Below are 23569 nucleotides of genomic sequence, written 5' to 3' on the forward strand. Positions count from 1 at the left end.
TGGTGTCGGTGGGCAACATCAGGACGCGATTGTTGCCGCCGTCGGACACGTACACCGTTCCGGTGCTCTTGACCACCAGACCGGTCGGTGCGCTCACGCCGGTGGTGGGGCCGCAAAGCTGTCGCCATCTCGGCGGCCGCACTGCTCGCTGTGGTGGTCACTGTGGTCGCTCTGGTCGTCGTCAACGAGCCCGGTCCGAAGGGCGGGGAAACCGAGCAGGTGACGCTGCCCTTCACCGGTCTGCATGATCCGCAGGGTCTGTCAGTGGACAGTGGCGGCACGGTGTACGTCGCTGACACTCCGAAGAACCGGATTCTGGCCTTGTTCGCAGGCGCGAATGAGCCGGTTGTGCTGCCCTTCGAGGGACTCAACTATCCGACCGGCGTGACGGCCGACAACACCGGCACCGTCTACGTCAACGACGCCGGCAACAAGCGGGTGCTGGTACTGCGCTCTGGCAAGCAGAAACAAGAAGTACTCGCGTTCTCCGGCCTGAGCAATCCGACCGGTCTGTCGGTGGACGGCAGTCGCACCGTCTACGTCACCGACACCGCGAACAATCGCGTAGTAGCGCTGGCCGCAGGTTCGAATGCACAAACCGAGGTGCCGTTCACCGGCCTGAGCGCACCGACCGGTCTGGTGGTCAATAGCACCGGAACGGTGTACGTGTCCGACGGCGGCAACAATCGCGTCCTGATGTTGCCCACCGACACCAAGAAACAGGTGGTGTTGCCCTTTACCGGTTTGAAGCAGCCCGGTGGCGTCACCCTGGACAGCGAGGGCGCCGTGTATGTCACCGACACCGGTAACAGCCGAACGCTGAAACTCCCGTCCGGCTCCTCGACCCAAGAGGAGCTGCACTTCACCGGTCTGGACAACCCGTGGGGGTTGGCGGTGGACAACGTGGGGACGGTCTATGTCGGTGGGCACAACAATCAGATCGTGGCGCTGCGGCGGAAGTAGCCGAGCCAGTAACGAGCCAGTAACGAGGCTAGGTACGCCGCACCCGGCTGATCACGATGTTGTCCGCCGAGCACAGCCGACAGGTCAACGGTCGGATCTTCAATCGCATCTTCGATATGCGTAACGCCCTGTTGCAGAACGGGTATCGGCAGCCGCACGAGAGCGTTATCCACCAGTCCGCGGTATGGTCTGCCTCGTCGCAGAACTTTCGGCAGATGCACGGAATCTCGCAGTCGAAATCCAGTGCCGACAAAACCTCGGCCCCCGGCAGAAGTAAGCACTCCCTGACCATCACGAAGGGAAGGGTAAAGCTGTAGTTGAGACTTTTGGGTGAGGCGCGCTAGCGATGCGGCGAAATCGACCGTGCCGACTTCCGGAACGCTCGGCAACACCGTCAACCACCCGCCGCTCCCGGCGTAACGTCACAAGATTGCGCGGACAGCGCCACGCCCGGGAAGGCGTGTACCGCGCACCACCGGAGAGGGGCAGTCCTTCATGAGCGGCATGACGGTTCGGTTCGCACAGATCGTCGGCGCCGACCACCTGCAGACCGGTGCAGCGATCGCAGAAGACTACTGGCACGACGAGGAACTGACGCAGCCACCGCAGGCACCGGCCTATCTCGCCAAGCCCGCCACCGCTGAGGAGGTTGCCGGCCTGCTGACAGCGGCGTCGCAGCACAAAGTTGCAGTTACCGCCCGCGGCTCCGGCTGCGGCCTGTCCGGTGCGGCGCGCCCTGTGGCCGGTGGCCTGTTGATCTCGTTCGAGCGGATGAACTCCGTACTGGAAATCGACACCGTTAACCAGGTCGCCGTCGTCCAACCCGGAGTGACGCTTACCGAACTCGCGGCGGCGACAGAAGAATTCGGATTGCGGTACATGGTGTATCCCGGCGAACTGTCCGCAAGTGTCGGCGGCAACGTCGGGACCAACGCCGGGGGGATGCGCGCGGTCAAGTATGGGGTTGCCCGCCACAATGTGCTCGGCCTGCAGGCGGTGCTGCCAACCGGCGAAATCATCCGGACCGGCGGCAAGATCGCCAAGGTGTCAACGGCTTACGACCTGACCCAGCTGATCGTCGGCTCGGAGGGCACCCTGGCGTTGGCCACCGAGGTCGTCGTCAAGTTGCATCCGCGGGTCGAGCACAGCGCCACCGTGCTCGCCCCCTTCGCCGACTTCGACCAGGTCATGGCGGCGGTGCCGGCCATCCTCGCGGACGGCCTGGCGCCCTACATTCTCGAGTACATCGACAACGTCACCATGGCCGGCCTGGTGCACACCCAGCACCTCGAATTAGGCATACCGGACCAGATCCGCGATAGCTGTACCGCGTATCTTGTTGTGGGCCTTGAGGGTAGGACATCCGGCAGGCTGGACGAGGACGTCGAGCGGACCGGTGGGCTGCTTGCCGAACTCGGCGCGGTGGACGCCTATGTTCTCGACGGTGGCGCGGCCCGCAAATTGGTCCAGGCCCGTGAGAAGGCGTTCTGGACGGCCAAGGCGATCGGCGCGGACGACATCATCGATACTGTGGTGCCGCGGTCGGCGATGCCGAACTTCCTGACCGCCGCGCGTGATTTTGCGACGGCGGCCGGTGGCGCGGCGGCCGGGTGCGGCCATGCCGGCGACGGCAACGTGCACCTGGCCGTCTTCCTGAAGGATCCCGTGAAACGTAAGCGGTTGATGGACGAGATCTTCTCGCTCGCAATGGAATTGGGTGGTGCCATTTCTGGTGAGCATGGGCTGGGTCGGGCTAAGACGCCGTACTATCTCAAGCTCGAAGATCCGGCCAAGCTGGCGCTGATGCGCCGCATCAAGCAGAGCTTCGATCCGGCCGGCATTCTCAACCCCGGTGTGGTTTTCGCCGCAGACTGAGTTCGCTCGGCGGCTGGGTTACCGTACGCTGCTCGGCCGACCCCGCTATTTGGCGACCGCGTACTGCAGCACCGGTTCTGCCGAGTCGACATGGCCGCCGCTGCGGATGGTGAGCCGTTGCGGACGCACCTCGTAGCGGACGCCGTTCGCGGGGTTGGTCACATCGAATCCGTCCCCGGATCGCACCGCATTGGCGAGTTCGATGTTGGCTCCGTCACGAATGCGCTCGCCGCGGTAATAGAAACTGTTCGGGCCGGATTGGCAGATCACCGCCAACGACTGCGCCGTTCGCAGAACCGCCGCCGGCGGGTGACCGGGGTCGCATCGGGCCGGATGCCCGATGAAGCCCAAGCCGTCGGCGCCGTCCACGGGCTGCGACAGTGCCGGCGTTTTCGGTGTAGGCGACGACGGCGACGGGGCCGCGGCGTCGTCAGTGGACCGGTTGCCCAGGATCAAGACTCCCGCCAGAATGGCCGCGACCACCAGCATCACCGCCGCGATTGCGCCGAGGAGCATCGGCACGCGTCCTAAACCGCGGGCGCGTCGCTCGTCCGGCTGCGCGCTGGGCTGGAAAGGCGATGGCAGATAGGGGCTGTAACCGGTGTCGTTCGGGTTCTCGTAGCTCACCGGGAAAGCCCTGGTGCGTGACGGTGGGGGCGGCGCCGCCGTACCCCCGGCCGGCGCCGATGCCCGAGCCGGCCCCGATGCCCGAGCGGGTGCCGGCGCCAGACCCGACCCAGCCGCCGCGCGGACCGCCATAGCCAGTTCCCCCGCGGTGGCGAACCGGGTGGCCGGTTGCTTGGCCATGCCTTCGGCGACGATCCGGTCGAAGGCGCGATCGATTCCCCGGCGCATGATGCTCGGGCGCGGCGGCACCGAGAACATGTGCGAACTGATCAGTTGCTGGATCTCGGGCTGTTCGAAGGGCGGCTGCCCGGTAAGGCACTCGTAGAGCACGCACGTCAGCGAGTACACGTCGGTCTGCGGGCCCACCCAGCCGTCACTGAACCGTTCCGGTGCCATGTAGGCGCAGGAGCCGACCAGCCATCCGCTCGCCGTCACGTTGGAGGCACCGGCGGTGCGGGCAATGCCGAAGTCGGTCAGATACGCGAAATGCTCGGCGGTGAGCAGGATGTTCTCCGGTTTGACGTCACGATGCACCAGCCCGTCGGCGTGCGCGGCATCCAGCGCAGCGGCGACTTGAGCGATTATCGCGGCCGTCTGCGCGGGATCCAGCGCACCCCGGGTCGCAATCAGATCCTTCAGGGTGCCGCCCTCGACCAGCCGCATGTCGATGAACAGCACACCGTCGATCTGCCCGAAGTCATGCACCGGTATGACATGGGGTTCCTGCAGGCGCGCGGCCAGTTGGCATTCGCGCCGAAAGCGTTCCTGGAAGACGGGGTCTGCGGCCAGCTCGGCACGCAGCAATTTGAGCGCAACCATCCGGTCCTTGGTCGTGTCGAGAGCCCGGTACACCTCGCCCATTCCGCCAGCACCGATCAGAGAGCGCAGTTCGTAGGGTCCGAAGCGGGTACCGAGTCGCAGGCCGCGATGCGGCGATGTCATGCGTAATCCTTCCTGACCAAAGGGCGCCACCAGGGTTCCCCTCCGGCCGTTCACGTAATCCGCCCGGGTACCGACGACATCCGCCCGGGGTACCAACATCCGTCCGGGTACCGACGACATCCGCCCGGGGTACCAACATCCGCCCGGGTACCGACGACCTCCGCCCGGGTACCGCCCACGAAGTAGGCTGCGGTGCCATGACGATTCGTCGACCGTCCAGCAATAGCCGTCTGTCGGTGGACGATTGGCTGCAGGCGGGCTACGCGATCGTGGCCGAGGAGGGCCTCACTGCGCTCAAGCTCGATCGACTGTGCGCCCGCCTCGGCGTCACAAAGGGCAGCTTTTACTGGCATTTCGCCGACATGCCCGCTTATCGGCAAGCGCTGATCGAATCCTGGGCACAGTTGCGAGACGAAGACCGCAGCGAGATCGAGCGCATGCGCGACCTCGAACCGCGGGAACGACTGTCACGAATGATGGCCGCACTGGTCCGACCGCGACACTGGTCGCTAGAGCGCGCCATCCGCGAGTGGGCCCGTTCCGACGACTCCGTGGCCGCCGCGGTCCGCACAGCCGATCGCCGACTTCTCAAGGCCGTTCGACAAGCATTCTCCGACTTCGGGTTTGACGCCGCAGAGGCCGACTTGCGTGCCAACGCAACCTTCGCCGCCGGCGTCGGACTCCTGCACCTGTCCGGTCCCACACCCAACAAGCAAGCGCTGCAACGGGAGAGATTCCTCGACTTCCTGCTGCGCCCTTGACCATACTAAAAGGTATGTTGGGCGAATGACCCCTCCCACGGTGGGCATCACCGAGTCCTTCATCGATCGGCTCCGGCAGCGGGCCCCCGAAGCCGAGGAGCTACGGCGCCTGCCGACCGACACTGTCACCGAGCTTCGCGAGTCGGGCCTTTTCGACCTGTTGAGGCCCGCGCGCTACGACGGCCGGCAGGCCGAATTCAAGGCGATCCTGGATCCCGTCCGGCGCCTGGCGCACGGTTGTGCCTCGACCGCATGGACCGCGGGTTTCTTCACCCTGCACAACTGGATGCTGGCCCTGTTCGACAAACAAGCCCAAGACGAGGGGTTCGCGGGCAAACCGTTCCTGGCGTCGTCGCCACTGGCTCCCACCGGGCGCGGCACACCCGCGCCCGGCGGCATTCGATTGAGCGGGCGCTGGTCATGGGCCACCGGGGTGATGGAAGGCGACTGGACCATCGTCGGCGCGCTCTGCGGTCCCGACGACGGGGTCTACCCCGCGCTCGCGCTGCTGCCAGCCGCCGATTTCGACATTGTCGATGTCTGGCAGACCGACGGCATGCGGGCCACCGGTTCCAATGACGTCGTCGTCACCGACGTATTCGTGCCGGCCCACCGGCTGGTCAAGGTCACCGACATCTATGCCGGCACCACACCAGGAGCGGAACTGCATGACGTAGACCTGTACCGGTGGCCGTTGGTGCCCGCGCTGTCGTTTCTGGCCGCGATGCCGGCGTTGGGGACGGCCGAACTGGTGGTGGAGCTATTCACCGCGCGCCTTTCCCAGCGGGTCATCGCCTACGAGGGCAGCCGCCAGAAAGACAAGCCGATGGCTCAGGCACGGCTGGGCGAAGCGCGCGTCCGGCTGCGCGCCCTGCCGGCGTTGCTCGCCGACAACATCGAGCGGATCGAAACGATCATCGCGGCCGGAGACCGGGTGCCGCGTGCGGTGCGCGCCGACGCCCGCTTGGCCGCAGCGCACATCGTCAAGGAGTCGCGCACCGTCATCGGCAATCTCCTCGAGGCGTCCGGCGCCAGTGCGCACTTCCTGGACAATCCGCTGCAACGGGCCAAACGAGACATCGACGTGATGAGCGGGCACGTCATCTTCGACTACGACACAAGCCGAGAACTGGCGGGTGCCTTGACAATTGGGTTGAAGGTGTCCCCGTTCGCGATGGTTTAGCGGCCCGCCAACCGATCGACGTCAACTACTTCGCCGCGGTTGATGCTCACCCAGTCCCTGCCGTCGAGGTAGGGCCGCAGGCTGCGTCCGATCAACTCGGCGTCGGCTGCCGACTTGGGCCGCTGCAGTTCGTAGACGTGCGGCAACTCGGCCATGCCGGTCACGACATTCCACAATTTGAGTGCGTCCGGGCCCGTCGGCGGATCGACCAATACCGGTCCGAACAGGCACTGCCGGTGCAGAAAAAGCGTCGGCACCCCGAAGCCACCGGCATCGACCACTCGCTGGTGCTCGATGCGCACTTCGTCGTGGGTGGTCGAATCCGCAAGTGCCGCATCGACAATGGCGGGATCGACGTCGATTTCGGCAAGCAACCGGCGCGCCACTTCGGGATCGTGCGGCTTGCCGCCGCGAGCATGCAACTCGTGGCCGATCACCGCATACCAGCGGTCGAGCAGAGTCATGTCCGTCCGGCGCAGCAAGGCACCGATCCGCATCAGGGACCATCCGTAGGACCATTCGCGTTCCCAGGGGTGCTTCTTACCCTCGGCCCGGTTGATCTCCTCCAGGCTGAAGAAGCGCCAGTTGATGGTCAGGCCGGTCTGCTCGCGAACCGCGCGGATCCATACCGAGGTCTGATACGCAAACGGGCACATCGGATCGAAGTGGAAATCGACCACAGTGTCGTCGCCCATTGCCGCTCTCCTTCTCGCCGCTAATCGGTTGCGCGAGTAGCTATTGCACTGTCACGTTGGCGGTGAAGACGCATGTCGGCGCGGCGTCGCCCACGATGCTGCCGTAGCTCGCGACGATGGTCGTTTTCCCGGGACTCAACGTGCTGAACGTCCACACCTCGGTGCCGGGGGCACCCACCCGGTCGGTGCTGCCATGGACATACTCGTGGCTGGCCTGCTTCAAGATGGCTGCGTCGCCGATCTTCGGATCCGGCGTCCAGCGGTACGGGGTGCTGTGGTTGGCCCCCAACGACACCTTCAGGGTGTCCCCGACCGCCATCGTGACATCGCGGGTAATGGCGCTCTGGTTCAGCACGTCGTCGATGGAGACATCAATGGGTGTGGTCGCCTTTTTCCCGTTCGAACACCCTACGAGCAGGATGAACGCGGCCACCGCCGCCAGCAGCTTCACCGCCATCACAGCACAATAGCCCTTGGGCCTCGGGTGCCGCGACCGTCAACCGGACTATGCCGGCTGTTACCGTGAGCCCCATTGCAACACAACAGGTTTCATCATTTATCCGTCCGCCGCGCCACACCCGAAATGGGATTCGTACACACGCCAGCAAACCGTCGGGTAGCTTCTATGCGTGTTTGGCATCATTCGACCCTGTCGTCATCGCCTCGGCGGCGAACTCACCGCGGCCTGGCGAGCGCAGTTGTGCGGCCTGTGCCTGGCGCTGCGCGACGACTACGGACAAGCGGCCCGGATCGCCACCAACTACGACGGCTTGATCGTCTCAGTTCTGGTCGAAGCACAATCGAACAGCCAGCCGACACGACGCACCGCGGGTCCGTGCCCGCTGCGCGGCATGAAGCGCGCGGATGTGGCTACCGGCGAATGCGTCCGACTGGCCGCGGTGGTGTCCTTGGCCCTCGCCGCGGCCAAGGTCCGTGACCACGCGGACGACCGCGACGGCCTGGTCGGCGCGGCCCCGGTCCGCCCGGCGGCGCGCCGCCTCGCCGAACACTGGGTTCGCCGCGGCACCGACACCGGCCACTCACTGGGCTTCGACGCCGGCGTGCTGGTCGCCGCGATGGACCGTCAGACTGCGCTGGAAACCTCGACCGGACCCGGCAGCTCACTGCTCGCGGTGACCGAACCCACCGAGACCGCCGTCGCCGCCGCGTTCGCGCACACTGCCGTGCTGGCCGGTCGGCCCGCCAACGCGGCGCCATTGCGCGAGATCGGGCAGTTGTTCGGACGGGTGGCCCACCTGTTGGACGCGGTCGAGGACTATCACCACGACGTGGCACACGGGAAATGGAACCCGCTGGCGGCCACCGAGACGCCCACCGCCGAGGTGCGCGCGCTGTGTGACGACGCGGTGCTGGGTATCGAACTAGCCCTGGCCGAGGTGGACTTCACCGACGGACGCCTGGCCCGGCGACTGTTGATCAAGGAGATGCGACGCGCGGTATCCCGCACGTTCGCCGGCACCGTCCCGCGAGCCAACTACCCCGGTTCCAGAGGAACGCCGCACGGCCAGCAGGACGGCATCAACTTCGGCGATCAGGGCTTCGGCAATTTCCCCGGGACGCCCGGCGAGCTTCCCCCCAGCATGGAGCCTAAGAAGAGGGAACGTTGTTGGAATACCTGCACCGACACCTGCTGCGAATGGGAGTGTGAGTGCTGCTGTGACTCCTGCTGCTGTGAGGGCGACGGCTGTTGCTGTGAGGGCGACGCCTGCTGCTGTGACTGCGGAGACTGCTGCGACTGCTCGTAGCGACACCGCCTGACCCATAGGCAAAGATGGTCAGGTGTTTGCCCTCATCGTTATCGTCGCGCTGGTCACCACGGTGGTCGTGGGCACCATCCTGGGCCAGAAGTACCGCGTCGGCCCCCCGGTGTTGCTCATCTTCCTCGGCGCGTTGCTGGGTCTGATCCCGCGATTCGGCAATATCCATATTCAAGGCGAACTGGTGTTGCTGCTGTTCCTTCCCGCAATCCTCTACTGGGAGAGTCTCAACACCAGCTTCCGGGAGATCAAAGCCAATATCCGGGTGATCGTGATGACCAGCGTCGGCCTGGTGATCGCCACCGCAGTGGCGGTGTCCTGGACAGCACGCGCGCTGGGGATGGAATCGCATGCGGCCTCGGTCCTGGGTGCGGTGCTCTCCCCCACCGACGCCGCTGCCGTCGCCGGTCTGGCGAAGAGGTTGCCGCGCCGCGCGCTCACCGTGCTGCGTGGGGAAAGCCTCATCAACGACGGCACCGCACTGGTGCTGTTCGGGGTGACCGTGTCCGTTGCCGTGGGCGGCAATGCCGTCGGCCCCCTCGCGCTGACCGGCCGGTTCGTCTACTCCTACCTCGGCGGAATCACCGCCGGGTTGATCGTCGGCGGTCTGGTCACACTGTTGAGGCGCCGGATCGACGCGCCCCTCGAGGAGGGCGCAGTCAGCGTGCTGACGCCGTTCGCGGCATTCCTGCTCGCCGAAGAATTCCACAGCAGCGGGGTCGTGGCGGTGCTGGTGTCGGCGCTGGTGATCACCTACGTCAGTCCCCGGGTGATCCGCGCCCGCTCCCGCCTGCAGACTTTCGCGTTCTGGGACATCACCACCTTCCTGCTCAACGGCTCGTTGTGGGTGTTCATCGGCGTCCAGATCCCCGGCGACATCCGCGGGATCGCCGGCATCGACGGTGGCTTCAGGCACGCCTGCTATCTGGCCCTTGCGGTCACCGGGGTGGTCATCCTCACCCGGTTCGCCTGGGTGGAAGTCACCACCGTCCTGGGCCGTGTCATCGACAAGACCTTGCGGCACCCGACACATCATGTGGACTTCCGTCAGCGCTGCGTCACCAGTTGGGCCGGCTTCCGGGGTGCGGTCTCGCTGGCTGCCGCTCTGGCCGTACCGCTGGTGACTCACACCGGCGCGCCATTTCCGGACCGCAGCCTGATCATCTTCGTCGTCTCGGTGGTGATCCTGCTGACCGTCCTGGTGCAGGGCAGCACGCTGAATGCCGTCGTGCGGTGGGCGCGATTGCCCGAGGACGTGGCACGGGCCGAAGAAGTGCAGCTGGCCCGTACGCGTGGTGCCGAAGCCGCGCTGGCGGCACTACCCGAGGTCGCCGCCGAACTGGGCGCCGGCCCAAAGATACTGGCTCGCCTGCAGAAGGAGTACGAAGAGCACGCGCTGCTTGTCGAAGCCACCGCCGATGACTCCGGGAACAACCACCTGGCCGAGAAAAGCGACTTGCTTCGTGAAGTTCGGCTACGCGTCCTAGACCGCCAACGCCAAGCCATCACCGAACTTCGGGATCAGCGCCACATCGACGACATTGTGCTGCGCGAGTTGCAGGCCGACCTGGATCTGGAAGAGGTGCGCTTGCTGGGACCCGCCGACTTGGAATAACTGCCTTTCAGGCAATTTTGCCCGATGTGCAATATTCTGCTAGCGTCGCGGTATGGCGGGTCCAGGTCTGCGCGAACGCAAGAAAGCCGACACCAGGCGGGCGCTCAGTGACGCCGCATTGCGCCTGGCGTTCGACCGCGGTTTGGATAACGTCACCCGCGAGGACATCGCCAACTTAGCCGGGGTGTCCCTGCGTACGTTCACCAATTACTTCAGCGGCAAGTACGAGGCGCTGGCCTATCGGCAGACCGAGCGGATGCGGCGCAGCGTCGCCGAGTTGCGGAGGCGACCACCCGAAGAACCACTGTGGACCGCGATCACCCATGCGGTGCTTACACCTCTCGAAGAAGATTTCGCGGACGCCGGCAGTGACGAGAATCGGGTGCCGAGCCGCCGCGAACTCGTCGAGGTTCGAAAGTTGTTGCTGAGCGCTCAGATTCGCAATGCGGTGACCCAGGAGGTGTTCGACGGGTGGCTCGAGGCGATCGCCGAACGCACCGGCACCGATCCCCGGCACGACATGTACCCGCGGTTGGTGGTAGCGGTGGTCCGCGCGGTAGGTGACGCGGCCGCGGATGCCTACGTCGCCGCCGATCCACCGGTCGCGATCACCACACTGATCCGCGAGGGTCTGGCCGCCGTCGCCGCCGGTCTGCCGGAACCAGCCGGACGGCCATGACTGACGAAAGCGCCGTCGTCGTCATCTCCGGGGCCGGACCCAACGGGCTGATGCTGGCCTGCGAGCTCGCGCTCACCGGTATCCGGCCTGTCGTGGTCGATAGACTGCCCGGGCCAAGCCTGGAACCGAAGGCGAACGGCTTGGTCGGACAGGTCATTCGGATGCTTGATCAGCGGGGGCTGTATCAGACGTTCAGCGGCGAGGAAGGCCCGCCACAACCAACGCCCGGTTGGATGTTCGCGGCAATGCCGCTGAGCTTCCTGGGCCTCACCGACAATCCGATGTACGCACTGCGCATCTCTCAACCGCGACTGGTGCGACTGCTCGAGAAGCGGGCACGCGACCTCGGCGTCGATCTGCGCTGGGGGCATGAACTCGCCGGGCTGCGCCCGGAGCCGGAATGCATTGCGCTCAGCGTCTCCTCACCCGAGCGCGACTACCGCATCGTTGCCAATTACCTGGTCGGCGCCGACGGCGGACGTAGTCTCGTCCGCAAGACGACGGGGATTGGCTTCCCCGGCAGCACGTCGCCCACCGTGGCCCGAATAGCACATGTGCACATCCCCGAACACCTCCGGGATGGCTACGGTGGCCTCGAGATTCCCGGTTTCGGCCGGCTTGGTTTCGGCCACACGCGGGTGGATCGCGGCGGACTGATCTACGCCGAATTCGAACCGGGCAGGCCGATGTTCGGCACTTTCGAAGTGGGGCCCCCGGTCGAGGACACAGCGATGACCGTCACCGAGCTACGACAGAGCGCCCGCCGACTGCTGGGCGTCGACCTCCCGCTTGAGGAACCCAAAGGCGCAGGGCCGCACGCCCTTCGGCGAATCAATGGGTGGAACACCCGCCAGGCGGAGCGTTACCGCGACGGTCGGGTCCTGCTGCTGGGTGACGCCGCCCACGTGCATAGCGCGATTGGTGGTCCCGGCCTGAACCTGGGCCTGCAGGACGCGATGAACCTCGGTTGGAAGCTGGCGGCCGAGATCCATGGGTGGGCGCCGCCAGGTCTGCTCGACACCTATCAGTCCGAGCGCTACCCGGTCGGCAAACGGGTCATGATGCATTCGTTGGCCCAGACCGCCCTCATGTCGCCGGGACCGGAAGTGGGCGCGCTGCGCGAACTGCTGGGCGAGTTGTTCACCATGCCAATGGTGTTGCAGCACATGGCCGAGTTGCTGGCCGGGTCCGATGTGGGCTATGACGTCGGCGATGATCATCCTCTGTCGGGGCGGCTGGTGCCCGACCTGACGATCGGCGATGGCCGGCGGGTCGCCGAGTTACTCCACGAGGGCCATCCGGTATTGCTGGATCTCGGTGGCTGCGGCGCCGCGGATGCGGCCCGGGGTTGGGCGCACCGCGTAGACCTCGTACGCACCAGCATGGCCGCAGCGCCCGCGGTTGCGATGCTGATCCGGCCCGATGGTTATGTCGCCTGGGCGACAGACACATTCGACAGCTCTGCCGAGCAGCGTCTGCATGCGGCCTTGACACGCTGGTTCGGTGGCGCCTAGCCCGTGCTGCACGGCAGTCGTTTGATCCCATGGAAAAACGACGACCGCAAGCGGTCCGGCGGACCGGTGACGGTAAGTCCCGGCACGCTCGGATACAGCTCTTCCAGCAGCACCCGTAGCTCCAGGCGGGCCAGCTGGGCACCCAGGCAGAAATGCACTCCGCCACCGCCGAACGCGGCATGCCCCGAATCGGTTCGGGTGACGTCGAATTCGTCGGGACGTTTGAATACCTCCTCGTCACGGTTGGCCGAGAGGTAGTGCATCAACACCCAGTCACCGGCGGGTATGTGCTGCCCGCGTATCTCGACGTCGCGGGTGACGGTACGCCGGAAGTGCATCACCGGGGTCGCCCAGCGCAGCAACTCTTCGACGGCGGTCGGCACCGATGCGGGTTCGCGTGCCAGCAGGGACCGCTGTTCCGGATGCTCCGACAGGGCCAAGATGCCGTGGCTCAGCGTATTCCGGGTGGTTTCGTTGCCGGCGATCGCCAACAGCAGAAAGAACTCGTTGAGCTGGTCGCGGTTGAGCTGTTCTCCATCTACTTCGGCAGCCAGCAGAGCTGACAGAATGTCGTCGGTGAGTCCGTGCGTGCGTCGGTGTTCGACGAGTTGGTTGCAGTAGGCGAACATCTCGGCGGCGGCCTGACCAAGCGCTTCGGGTGTCGGCGCATAGTCGGGGTCCTCGATGCCCAGGGTTCCGATGGCATTGCTCCAGCGGAACACCTCCATCCGGTCTTCGGCGGGAACACCGAGCACGTCGGCAATGACTTGCAGGGACATCTCCGCGGAAATGTCCGGGACTGCGTCGAATTCGCCCTTGTCTTTGATGTCGGCAACGATCCTGCGAGCCACCTGCCGCATGTGCGGTTCCAGGCGCAGCACATTGCGAGCCGTGAAGCCCTGATTGATCAGCTTGCGGTAGTGCACGTGTCGTGGCGGGTCTATCCCTGGCAGCATCGCCGAGGTGGGGCCGGCTTCGACCTCCACCAGGGTGTTGCCCCTGCTGCTGGTGAAGGTGTCGGTGTCGCGGCTGACCATTCTGACGTCGGCGTGCTTGGTCAGCAGCCAGGCCCGCGGTAGGCCGGACATCTGCACGGGGTGCACCGGGGCATGCGCGCGCAGCCTATTCAGCGCATCGAACGGAGCACCGACGACGAATGTGTCGGGGTCCAGCACGGCGGCGGCGTCCCGATCGGCGGGAGTGTCCTGGTTCTCGACCTTCAACGAGCCCAACCGGGGCACGGTCATGACTCCCCCTCCGATGCCCTGATACCGGCAATGATCACATCCAGGCCCGCGCGAAACCGCTTGCTGGAGTCGGGTTTACCCCGCGACTCCGCCAAGCTCACCGAGCCCAGCAGGTAGGTGTATAGGACCGTATGTGCCGCGGCGGCAACCGATTTGGTGAGTCCGGCCTCGGTGAGCAACGCGCGGCTGAGCCGATCGAGACGTTTCGCCCGCTCCCCACCACCGCCAGACTGCAAGATTGCGGCCACCCCCGGCACGCTGAGGATAACGTCGCGAGCCGAACTATAGAGCTCGGTGAGGCGAACGTCCCACGGGCCGGCATCGGGGACCGGTATATCAGTCAGCACCGATTCGGCCAGCAGATCGAGCGCGGCTTGCTTCCCCGGAACGTGGTAATAAACCGAGGGTGCGGCGGCACCCAGCTCAGCCGCCAGCTCCCGCATCGTGACTTGCTGCACGCCCACCCGACGCGCCAGGTTACGCAACGCGGACACCACTTGGGTGCGGTCGAGTTCGCCGTATGCCCTCCGAACGGAAGTCGTCATTCGAGCCGCGTTCGAATCAATTCGAGCATTGTTAGAATCTAGCGCGGTACCGCCTCGATCGCAAAGCTTCCTCGTCCCGATTCCCCGCGGCTACGCGCCAAGGACAATGCCGTCCCAGCTACGGTGAAGCAATGAATGCACGCGAGCAGGTTCTGATCCAACCCACCGAACTCGCCGCTCGGATCCAAGCGGGTGAACCGGTGGCCATCCTCGACGTGCGCTGGCGAATCGACGTTCCGGACGGACGTCCCGCCTACCTGGACGGTCACATACCGGGCGCGGTGTACGTCTCGCTCGACGACGAACTGAGCGATCACACGGTTACCGGTCGCGGACGTCACCCGCTACCGTCGGGCCGAGACCTTCAAGAAGCGTTGCGTCGTTGGGGAGTTCGGCAAGGCGTGCCGGTGGTGGTGTATGACGATTGGAATCGCGCCGGGTCCGGGCGGGCGTGGTGGGTACTGACTGCGGCGGGCTTGACCGAGGTGCGCATTCTGGACGGCGGCTGGGACGCGTGGCGGTCCTCGGGGGGCGAGGTGGAAACGGGGGCGGTGTCACCTCAGCCTGGGAATGTGACTGTGCTGCATGACAATCTCTATTCCGGAAGCCGTCCCACGTTGACGGCTTCGCAAGCCGACGCCGGCAACATGCCGCTCCTTGATGTGCGCGCACCGGAGCGCTACCGCGGCGATTCCGAGACTGTCGACCCCGTCGGCGGGCACATCCCCGGCGCGAAGAATCTGCCGTTCGTGAAGATGCTGGCCGCCGACGGGACGTTCCTCGACGAGGAAACCCTGGCGAGTCTGCTCTCCGAGCGCGCCATTCATCCGGCCGTGCCCGTCGGGGCTTACTGCGGATCCGGGGTGACGGCCACGGTGGTCATCGCAGCTCTGGCCGCCGCCGGCCATGAGGCCGCTCTCTTTCCCGGCTCGTGGTCGGAGTGGAGTTCGGATCCGCAACGACCCGTTGCTCGGGGCGGCGAATCGTGAGTAGCCCGTCCCCGATGCTGTGGACCTTTGCCCGGTTGTAGCGACAACCCCTCAGGCACCGGCCCAGTTCGCCAGGAACGCCTCGACCACCCTGGCGGCGTTCTCCGCTGCGATCTGCTTGTAGAAGAAGAACTGAAACGGAAAGCCCGGCAGGCCCAGCGGATCACCGGGACCGTCCGACATGCCGCGGATCCCCAGAAACGGAACCCCGTGGGTCCGTGCGACCGCCAGTGCCGCGCCGGTCTCCTGATCCACCGCGTCGAAGGCCGGGTTCTGCGCCGTCTGAATGTTCAGATTGCTCAGCAGCCCTTTTGCCAGAAACGGTCCGATCGCTTGGAAGAAGTTGCCGGTGTACAACAGCGACCGACCGGGTGCGCTGCATGGTTGGCACCCAAAGACGTCGCCGCTGTTGGGCACACACGGAAACGCCTGGCCGTTGTTGGAGTCGTGACTGTAACCGTCGCCACCCACCAGCACTTGAGGCTGGCGCTTGAGATCCATCAGGTTGACCACGGGCACATGGCGGCACAGGCATATCGGGTTGCCGAGATTGTTGACGCCACTGAGGTTTACGACCAATGTTTGCGCTGCGGCCAGCATGCCGGAATCGACCGGCGCAAAGTTTGCTCCGTTGTCCAGAGTCCACCGGGCAGGCACGGCCACATCACCGATGCTGGTGCGGCCCGCGCCACCGGCAACTCCCGAAAACACCACTGCACCAATGGCAATGCCGGATGCACACGTGAAGCGGCGCAACGCGGCCTCGGTGACTCGGGCGGAGTTCACCAGTCCGATACCGGTCATTGCGACGATGACCTTCTTACCGGCGATCGAACCGCGGTAGTAATACTGTCGGTCGTATACCTCAACAGGATTCGCGTCGAGCATGGTGTGGGCCAGTACCGCGTCCGCTTCCGCCGGAAACGCGGTGAGCACCAGTGTCCGCTGTTCACATGCAGCCACCATCACCTCCGCGACCTCTCCGGGATCCGCCTCGGCCAAACCCCCGCCCAGCCAGGACGCGACCACCAGGACCATCGCGACACGGAACCGTTTGAGCACGATCCCCCTATCCCGCCGAGTGCTTCGTCGCTCATGGGTGCCAGAACTCGCTGTTTTCCTTGTCGCTGATCTCGGCGCAACGGCCGAAGTCGGCTGAACTTTGCCTGCGCACGATTTTCACGCCAGACGGCGGGTAGTTGGATATTCGTTATCGTTATTTTTGCTTAGCGATTGCATGTCGTGATGCGATCGCGGTCCGCGAGACTATGCTCAGCCGATCTGACCAGGGAGGCACTGTAGATGGGGAAGCGGCACCGGCAATGCGGGGTGTTCCGTTGGAAAAGTCTGGTGTTCCTTGGGGTTCTGCTCACCGCCGCCGCTTGCACATCGACGCCTGGACAACCTCCCGGCACCACCAGCCAGCCACCCAGCACCGACCCGATGGCGGGCATCAACGTACCCGACGCGTTCACCCCACTGACGGTGAGCCCAATCAGCCGGCCGACATTTCCGTTCCCGGGCTCGGACGACAAATATCACCTGGCATTCGACATGCAGGTGACCAACTCAACCGCCACGCCCGCCACGCTGACCGGAGTTGACGTCGTCGATGCGCGGGACCCCAACAAGGTGTTGGCATCGTTCACAGGCAATCAAATGGTCGACCCCGCATGCAATTACGGCAACTGCAATCGGCTGCGGCTGGTCCCTGCCGCGCCGGCTACCGACGTCAACATACCGCCGCAGTCGGCCCGGTCACTACTCATCGACTTCCGGCTTGACAACTTGTCGGACTTTCCCAAAGCGGTGATGCTGCGACTGCACGGCACCGGTGTCACCAACCCGGGCGCATCCACCCAGCCGAGCCCGATCGACACATTGGGAGCGCCGTTCAATATCTCGGCCGGTATGCCGCGGATCATCGGTTCCCCGTTACGCGGCAACAACTGGGTCGCCTTCAACGGCTGCTGTGATCCGGGCTGGGCACACCGCGACGCCATCCTGCCGGTGAACATGAAACTCAACAACAGTCAGCGTTTCGCCATCGACTGGATGCGGATGAATGACCAGGGCAATTTCTACGCCGGCGACCGGACCAAGAACGAAAGCTTCGTCAGTTACGGGACTCCCGTGTACGCAGTCGCCGACGGCACCGTGGTGTCGACACTGGACAATGTCGAAGCCAACGTCCCCGGCATCCTGCCCGCATCCGAGCCCGCGCTGGCGGCCAAGCTGACCGTGGAAAATATCGACGGCAATCACATCATCATGGATATCGGTGACGGCGTGTACGCCATGTACGCGCATTTCATCCAGGGCTCACTGCTCGTCAAGCCCGGGGACAAGGTGAAGAAGGGTCAGCAGATCGCGAAGTTGGGCAACACCGGCAACTCCAACGCCCCACACCTGCACTTCCAGCTGATGAGCGGTCCTTCGTTGCTCGAGGCCGACGGACTGCCCTACGTGATGGAAGGTTTCAGCTACCAAGGACAGGTCAGTGCGGCACAAGTGTGGAGCGCCGACAACTACCTGAGCGGATCATTCTTCGGACCGGAAGTCTTGGCCGCCGCCCAACTCAAGGGAAACCAGTTGCCGTTGCTGCTTTCCATCGTGACCTTCCCGCTCTCCTAGCCCAGAAAGGCCGGTACATGGACGTTTTCGTGGAGTGGAACAGCGCTGGGACCGAATTGCAATGGCGATCCACTACTGACGCCAACGACAGGCAGGAAGTCACGGTCTTCCTCCGGCGGTTCGGCACACCCGGAGCACCGCCGCTGGTGTGCGTACACGGTTTTCCGACATCCAGCATCGACTACTACGCGTTGGCTCGTGAACTGAAGTCCGAATTCGAGATCTTCGCCCTGGACTTTCCCGGTTACGGCGTATCCGACAAACCACCCCAGCCCTACATCTATTCGCTGTACGACGACGCACGTCTGCTCGTGCATGCCATCACCAACGTGTGGAAGCTGACTGACTACCGGATGATCACCCACGACCGCGGTAGCAGCGTGGGCATGATCGCGCTGGGATTGCTAGCCGAAAAATCAGCGCTGCCACTCGATGTCATCATCACCAACGCCAACATCTACCTGCCGCTGTCCAATCTCACCGCATTTCAGACTGCGTTGCTCGACAACGCGACGGGCCGAGACGCGGCCGCAGAGACAACACCGGAGATGTTGGCCGCCGGTCTCGGGTTCACCACGTTCATGCCGCGCCGCACTCTGGAAGATCCCGATATCGCCGCCCTGGCTAAGTGCTTTGCCTACAACGACGGCATTCGAGTGCTGCCCGACACCATCCAATATCTGCATGAGCGCGCCGCCGACGAAAAGCGTTGGCTTGAGTCGATGTCGAAGCTCCCGGTCAACGTCTCGCTGGTGTGGGGGCTGCACGACACCGTTGCGCCGTTGCGGGTGGCCAACCACGTCTGGCACTCGTACCTGCGGAAGATGCCGGCCCGAAGCCGCTATTGGGTGCTGCCGACCGCCGACCACTATCTGCAATGCGACGCACCCGCCGAACTGGCGCAGATCATACGGCTCACGGTGCAAGCCGAAAGCATTGCACTGCAACTGCAAACACTCGGGAACCGGCCCGACGGCGCGGTGCTGATAGACCAGCTGCAAGGCTAGCCCCGTCGCTACCCGGTGATCACCGGAAGCTTCGCCCAGCCCCGCACGCTGCTGGTGTGCGCCTTGCTGGCATTGGCATAGTCGACTTCCCAGTCCGGCCAGCGCTTGATGACCTCTTCCAACACCACCCGCGCCTGCATGCGCGCCAACGCCGAGCCCAGGCAGAAGTGCAAGCCATGCCCGAAGCTCAGATGGCCGCCACCGCGATGGATGTCGAAACGGTCGGCGTCGACGAACCTGCGTTCGTCGCGGTTGGCGGATCCGTTGAGCAACAACATGATCGAACCCTCGGGAATCAGCGTCCCATAGGACTCCACGTCGTGCGCCACATACCGGGCCTGCACCGGCGAGGGCGCCTCGTAACGCAGTACTTCCTCGATCGCCATCGGAATCAGGGACGGATTCGCCACGATCTCACGCCGCTGGTCGGGATGCTCGGCCAGCAGTTGACCGATGAATCCGATGAGACGGGTGGTCGTCTCGTTGCCGGCGCCGGCGATCATGCTGGTGTACATCAGCACTTCGGTCCGCTCCAAGCGGCGGGTGACCCCGTTCTCCTGGACCTCGGCGTTGAGCAGTTGCGTCATCAGATCGTCGGATGGATGGTCTATGCGCCAATCGATGTACTCGGAGAACACCTCATAGCTCTTCTCGAACAGGTCCTCGTCGACCGTCCGAAAGGCCCCCTCACGCAGGTTGATCGCTCGGCCTCCGCGATCACGGATGCTCGCCTGGCTCTCCTCCGGGATACCCAGCAGGTAGCCGATGGTGCGCATCGGGATCGTCGAACCGAGGTTCTCGATGAAATCGAACCGGCCGGAGCCGACCAGCGGATCAAGCGCGCGTACGCAGAAATCCCGGGTGAGCGGTTCGATCGCCTCCATCCGCCGCGGCGTGAAAACCCTCGACAACAAGCGCCGATGCAGGTCATGCAGCGGTGGATCCTCGAACAGAATTACCCCGGGCGGCACCCGGACCCCGCTCATGATGATGTCCATGGTGGTGCCGCGCCCGGAACGGTATGTCTCCCAGTTCGTCAGCTCGGGCGCGACATCCTCGTATCGGCTCAGTGCATAGAAGTTGTATTTCGCGTTGTAGTAGAGCGGGGTTTCGTCGCGCATCCGCTTCCACGTCGGATACGGATCATCGTCGATGTCGAAATCGAAAGGGTCGTAATAGACTTCGGTGGATGTCATGCGGTCTCCGCGGCTACCGGACGGGCGGCTTCGGGCAAGACGACCTCGGCCACCCGTTTGAGATATGGCCATGCCACGTCGGGCGGCAGCCCGCCGCACAGCGGCGACAGCGTCAACATCTTTCCGGCGCGGATTCGCGAAATCGCTTGCTCTACCGTGATGATCACGTGTGATTTTCCGGTTTCGCGCAGCTCGTCGATGGTGGACACATGGGAGAAGCCCGCCGACGTCTCATTACCGGGATTCCAGGCGGCATAGGTTCGCGCGTCGTGCAGCAGGTGTTCACCGAGTTCCGACCAGGCCTGGTCCACGTCGTCGGCGACGAAAGTGACCGAGGGCGTGTTGCGGTCAGGAAAGAAAGCCGGACCCGGTTCGTGGCCGTGTTTGCGACATGCGGCCTCGTAGGCTTCGCGCATGCCGTCGATATTGGCGTTCGCCAGCATGCCCAACCCGTACCGGCCGGCCCGACGAGCCGCGGCCAGGCTGCCGCCGCCCCACATCATCCCGGGACCGCCCGGCGTAAGGGGTTGCGGCGTCACCATGATTCGCCGCCCGTCTTTCACCACGGTCTCCCCGGCGAGCAACTGGCGCAGCAGACCCAGCTTCTCATCCGCCAGCTGACCCCGGGCTTCCAGTCCCAACCCGAACATCTCGTATTCCTCGGGCCGGTACCCCAGCGCCATGATGTAGGAGGCCCGCCCCCGGCTGACGATGTCTAGGACGGCGACGTCCTCGGCCAGTCTGACCGCGTCATAGAACGGAAGAATCAGGATCAGCGTCAACGCCAGTCGCTCGGTGCGGGCCGCCACCGCAGACGCCAGCAACAACGGTGACGGCAGGTAACCGTCCTCGGATCCATGGTGCTCGCAGAACACCGCGGCCAGGCAGCCCCGATCTTCGGCCCACGCGCACATCTCTGGCACCGCGGCATACAGCTCGGCCGGGTCGGCCCCGAATGCCGGGGCCCGCATGTCGAAGCGCACCGTGAACACAGCTACTCCTAGCCGACCTAATATTTGTCTCACGTACGCTACGTGGGACCCGTGATGGCGGTCAACCATCGGGTTTGAAACTTACATCTGGTCCGGATACTGTAACGTCGGTGCACGAACCACCAGGGAAAAGGGGATGAGATGACGACGGCGTCAGACTTATTGGGCTACGAGGGAAAACGTGTTCTGGTGGTCGGCGGCGCGACCGGTATGGGCGCTGCCGCGGCTCAGCTCGCAAAGTCCCTCGGGGCACACGTCACCGTGATGGACTTCGCGCCGGTGGACTTCGAGGCCGATCGCGTCATCTCGCTGGATCTCAGCGACCAGGATTCGATCGACCGGGCGGTCGACGAACTCGACGGCCAGGTCGACAAATTGTTCTCCGCCGCCGGTGTTGCGGATGGCCCAAAGCTGATGCAGGTCAACTTCATCGGGCATCGGCACCTGATCGAACGGTTGTTCGCGAAGGACCTGCTGCAGCGGGGCGCGGCGATTTGTTTCATCTCGTCGGTGGCCGGCATGGGGTGGGAAAACGATCTGGAACTGGTGCAGGACTTCCTGGCCACCCCTGACTACAAGGCCGCGCACGACTGGTGCCAGGAGCGCGAGCCACAAGGCATCATCCACTACGGATTCAGCAAGAAGGCGATCAACGGTTACGTCGCCTGGCAGGGTTACCACTTCCAGAAGAAGGGTGTGCGGATCAACGCGGTATGCCCCGGCCCCACCGACACTCCGCTGGCCCGTGCCAACGCCGACCTGTGGCTGACCTTCGCCCAGGACTACCGCGACGACACCGGCAGCGCGACCCTGACGCCCGAAGACATCGGCAAAGCGATGATCATGCTGAACAGCGACGCCTCGGCGTCCGTCAACGGCATCACGCTGAATGTCGACCAGGGTCATGCCATGGCGTCGATCACCGGGTCTTTCGCCCCGGGCAAGCCGATCATGGATCTGATCACCGGCCGAGTCCAGCTGGCCTGAGGGACGGTCACCCCTCAACGTCGTCCCGTATGTCGTTGCCGCACAACCCGGTCCGTTGAGTTTGGTGGACTTGCCGCTGACCATCCCCCGACACGCATTCGTCACGTCTTAATCTGCATCAGTGGCTTACAACCCACTGGAGGAGTTGCAGCTCGACGAGCTGCGCCGCCGCACCAGCATGAAGTGGCGTGCGTACCCCGCGGACGTGCTGCCGTTGTGGGTCGCCGAGATGGATGTCAACCTCGCACCGAGCGTCGCCGAAGCGATTCACCGAGCGATCGATGCCGGCGACACCGGATACCCGCACGGCAAAGGGTATGCCACGGCAGTCAGCGAATTCGCGGCGCAGCGTTGGCAGTGGGACGGCTTGTCAGTGGGCCGTACCCGGGTTGTTCCCGACGTCATGCTGGGCATTGTCGAGACGTTGCGCTTGGTCACCGACCGGGGCGACACCGTCATCGTCAATTCGCCGGTGTACGCACCGTTTTACGCGTTCGTGGCGCATGACGGGCGGGTGGTGGTGGAAGCACCGCTGGGTGCCGACGGACGCATCGACATAGAAGTACTGACGACAGTGTTCGTGCGCGCGCGGAAGTCCGCCGGCGTAGCCGGCAAGGTCGCCTACCTGCTGTGCAACCCGCACAACCCCACCGGAGCGGTGCACACCGCCGAGGAATTGGGCGCGGTTGCCGAGCTCGCTCGGCGGTTCGGCGTGCGGGTGGTCTCCGACGAGATTCACGCTCCCCTGGTGCTGGCGGGGGCACGATTCACGCCTTATCTGAGCGTGCCGGGCGCCGAGAATGCGTTCGCTCTGACGTCGGCGTCGAAGGCCTGGAATCTGGCGGGAATCAAAGCGGCGCTCGCCATCGCCGGTCCAGAGGCGGCTGCGGATCTTCACCGGATGCCCGAAGAAGTGGGCCATGGTGCCAGCCACTTGGGCCTCATCGCACACACCGCAGCGTTCAGCGCAGGTGGCGACTGGCTCGACGCGCTGCTGCAGGGTTTGGCCGGCAACCGCGCACTGTTGGGCGAGCTGGTCACCGAGCACCTGCCCGGCGTGCGGCTACTGCGTCCGCAGGGCACGTACCTGGCCTGGCTGGATTGCCGCGCCCTCGGCGTTGACGAAGAACACAGCGACGGGCTGAAGGTGGTGGCCGACCTGGCCGGGCCGGCCCGCTGGTTCCGCGACCATGCCCGCGTCGCGCTCAGTTCCGGCCACGTGTTTGGCAGCGGCGGCACCGGACACGTCCGCCTGAATTTCGCTACGTCGCAAGCGATCCTGACCGAAGCCGTCTCCCGGATGGGCCGCGCGTTGAACCGATGAGCCGGCCACTCCGTGA

General features: G+C 64.8%; 23 protein-coding genes. 13 read left to right on the plus strand and 10 right to left on the minus strand.

Annotated features, from left to right (window positions below; all coding sequences use genetic code 11):
• On the minus strand, positions 1-142 hold a 142-nt coding region (locus A5636_RS27685), incomplete at its 3' end, for a hypothetical protein (protein ID WP_216638802.1).
• Here A5636_RS27685 and A5636_RS01330 point away from each other — a divergent pair.
• Entirely contained in the window at positions 88-963 is an 876-nt protein-coding gene (locus tag A5636_RS01330) for an NHL repeat-containing protein (RefSeq protein ID WP_081287531.1), read from the plus strand. The genes A5636_RS27685 and A5636_RS01330 overlap by 55 nt on opposite strands.
• Here A5636_RS01330 and A5636_RS26370 read toward each other — a convergent pair.
• On the minus strand, positions 936-1136 hold the full coding sequence (locus tag A5636_RS26370; RefSeq protein WP_172827130.1) for a hypothetical protein: 201 nt from the start codon (positions 1134-1136) through the stop codon (positions 936-938). The two genes, A5636_RS01330 and A5636_RS26370, sit on opposite strands and share 28 nt — an antisense overlap.
• Positions 1137-1458: 322 nt before the next feature.
• On the opposite strand from A5636_RS26370, the gene A5636_RS01340 reads away from it, so the two are divergent.
• Entirely contained in the window at positions 1459-2838 is a 1380-nt protein-coding gene (locus tag A5636_RS01340) for an FAD-binding oxidoreductase (protein WP_065156909.1), read from the plus strand.
• A gap of 45 nt (positions 2839-2883) precedes the next feature.
• Here A5636_RS01340 and A5636_RS01345 read toward each other — a convergent pair whose 3' ends face one another.
• Entirely contained in the window at positions 2884-4407 is a 1524-nt protein-coding gene (locus tag A5636_RS01345) for a serine/threonine-protein kinase (RefSeq protein ID WP_065156910.1), read from the minus strand.
• 197 nt (positions 4408-4604) lie between these two features.
• Between A5636_RS01345 and A5636_RS01350 the strand changes: the two genes are divergently transcribed.
• Positions 4605-5168: a TetR/AcrR family transcriptional regulator gene (locus A5636_RS01350; protein WP_065156911.1), complete on the plus strand. Its 564-nt coding sequence runs from the start codon at positions 4605-4607 to the stop codon at positions 5166-5168.
• Between the two features lie 25 nt (positions 5169-5193).
• A complete protein-coding gene (locus A5636_RS01355) occupies positions 5194-6351 on the plus strand; it encodes an acyl-CoA dehydrogenase (protein ID WP_065156912.1) in 1158 nt (385 codons plus the stop codon).
• On the opposite strand, the gene A5636_RS01360 is transcribed toward A5636_RS01355, so the two are convergent.
• Positions 6348-7046, minus strand: a complete 699-nt coding sequence (locus A5636_RS01360) for a mycothiol-dependent nitroreductase Rv2466c family protein (protein ID WP_065156913.1) — start codon at positions 7044-7046, stop codon at positions 6348-6350. The two genes, A5636_RS01355 and A5636_RS01360, sit on opposite strands and share 4 nt — an antisense overlap.
• Before the next feature lie 40 nt (positions 7047-7086).
• Positions 7087-7503: a protease inhibitor I42 family protein gene (locus A5636_RS01365; protein ID WP_065156914.1), complete on the minus strand. Its 417-nt coding sequence runs from the start codon at positions 7501-7503 to the stop codon at positions 7087-7089.
• Positions 7504-7675: 172 nt separating this feature from the next.
• Here A5636_RS01365 and A5636_RS01370 point away from each other — a divergent pair, with 172 nt between their 5' ends.
• The 4 genes from A5636_RS01370 to A5636_RS01385 are packed head-to-tail and all read left to right on the plus strand — an operon-like array spanning position 7676 to position 12632.
• Positions 7676-8812 (plus strand): DUF5685 family protein, encoded by a 1137-nt coding sequence (locus A5636_RS01370; RefSeq protein WP_065156915.1) that lies wholly within the window; start codon positions 7676-7678, stop codon positions 8810-8812.
• 34 nt (positions 8813-8846) lie between these two features.
• A complete protein-coding gene (locus A5636_RS01375) occupies positions 8847-10439 on the plus strand; it encodes a Na+/H+ antiporter (protein ID WP_065156916.1) in 1593 nt (530 codons plus the stop codon).
• 52 nt (positions 10440-10491) lie between these two features.
• Positions 10492-11118: a TetR/AcrR family transcriptional regulator gene (locus A5636_RS01380; RefSeq protein WP_065156917.1), complete on the plus strand. Its 627-nt coding sequence runs from the start codon at positions 10492-10494 to the stop codon at positions 11116-11118.
• Positions 11115-12632, plus strand: coding sequence for an FAD-dependent monooxygenase (locus tag A5636_RS01385; RefSeq protein ID WP_065156918.1), 1518 nt, complete (start codon positions 11115-11117; stop codon positions 12630-12632). The genes A5636_RS01380 and A5636_RS01385 overlap by 4 nt, the downstream gene beginning before the upstream one ends.
• Here the strand turns inward: A5636_RS01385 and A5636_RS01390 are convergent.
• Together A5636_RS01390 and A5636_RS01395 are read right to left on the minus strand one after the other, a co-directional pair.
• Entirely contained in the window at positions 12629-13879 is a 1251-nt protein-coding gene (locus tag A5636_RS01390) for a cytochrome P450 (RefSeq protein WP_065156919.1), read from the minus strand. The genes A5636_RS01385 and A5636_RS01390 overlap by 4 nt on opposite strands.
• The gene (locus tag A5636_RS01395; RefSeq protein WP_065156920.1) at positions 13876-14424 is read right to left on the minus strand and encodes a TetR/AcrR family transcriptional regulator C-terminal domain-containing protein; all 549 of its coding nucleotides are present in this window, start codon (positions 14422-14424) and stop codon (positions 13876-13878) included. Before A5636_RS01395 ends, A5636_RS01390 begins: the two co-directional genes overlap by 4 nt.
• 131 nt (positions 14425-14555) lie before the next feature.
• Here A5636_RS01395 and A5636_RS01400 point away from each other — a divergent pair, with 131 nt between their 5' ends.
• Positions 14556-15413 carry a sulfurtransferase gene (locus A5636_RS01400; RefSeq protein ID WP_065156921.1) on the plus strand — a complete coding sequence of 286 codons (858 nt, stop codon included), beginning with the start codon at positions 14556-14558 and terminating at the stop codon, positions 15411-15413.
• A gap of 51 nt (positions 15414-15464) precedes the next feature.
• Here A5636_RS01400 and A5636_RS01410 read toward each other — a convergent pair whose 3' ends face one another.
• Positions 15465-16451 (minus strand): phosphorylase family protein, encoded by a 987-nt coding sequence (locus A5636_RS01410; protein ID WP_081287552.1) that lies wholly within the window; start codon positions 16449-16451, stop codon positions 15465-15467.
• A 264-nt stretch (positions 16452-16715) separates the two neighbouring features.
• Here A5636_RS01410 and A5636_RS01415 point away from each other — a divergent pair, with 264 nt between their 5' ends.
• Both A5636_RS01415 and A5636_RS01420 read left to right on the plus strand, forming a co-directional pair.
• The gene (locus A5636_RS01415; protein WP_065156922.1) at positions 16716-18047 is read left to right on the plus strand and encodes a M23 family metallopeptidase; all 1332 of its coding nucleotides are present in this window, start codon (positions 16716-16718) and stop codon (positions 18045-18047) included.
• 17 nt (positions 18048-18064) lie between these two features.
• Positions 18065-19054: an alpha/beta fold hydrolase gene (locus tag A5636_RS01420; protein WP_065156923.1), complete on the plus strand. Its 990-nt coding sequence runs from the start codon at positions 18065-18067 to the stop codon at positions 19052-19054.
• Between the two features lie 8 nt (positions 19055-19062).
• Here the strand turns inward: A5636_RS01420 and A5636_RS01425 are convergent, their stop codons facing one another.
• Positions 19063-20250 carry a cytochrome P450 gene (locus A5636_RS01425; protein ID WP_065156924.1) on the minus strand — a complete coding sequence of 396 codons (1188 nt, stop codon included), beginning with the start codon at positions 20248-20250 and terminating at the stop codon, positions 19063-19065.
• The gene (locus A5636_RS01430; protein ID WP_065156925.1) at positions 20247-21242 is read right to left on the minus strand and encodes an LLM class flavin-dependent oxidoreductase; all 996 of its coding nucleotides are present in this window, start codon (positions 21240-21242) and stop codon (positions 20247-20249) included. The genes A5636_RS01425 and A5636_RS01430 overlap by 4 nt, the downstream gene beginning before the upstream one ends.
• A gap of 141 nt (positions 21243-21383) precedes the next feature.
• On the opposite strand from A5636_RS01430, the gene A5636_RS01435 reads away from it, so the two are divergent.
• Together A5636_RS01435 and A5636_RS01440 are read left to right on the plus strand one after the other, a co-directional pair.
• Complete coding sequence (locus tag A5636_RS01435) at positions 21384-22229, plus strand: SDR family oxidoreductase (RefSeq protein WP_065156926.1); 846 nt, start codon at positions 21384-21386, stop codon at positions 22227-22229.
• Positions 22230-22350: 121 nt separating this feature from the next.
• Complete coding sequence (locus A5636_RS01440; RefSeq protein WP_065156927.1) at positions 22351-23553, plus strand: MalY/PatB family protein; 1203 nt, start codon at positions 22351-22353, stop codon at positions 23551-23553.
• Positions 23554-23569 lie beyond the last annotated feature (16 nt).

The organism is Mycobacterium asiaticum (assembly GCF_001673315.1).
Classification (GTDB): Bacteria; Actinomycetota; Actinomycetes; order Mycobacteriales; family Mycobacteriaceae; genus Mycobacterium; species Mycobacterium asiaticum_B.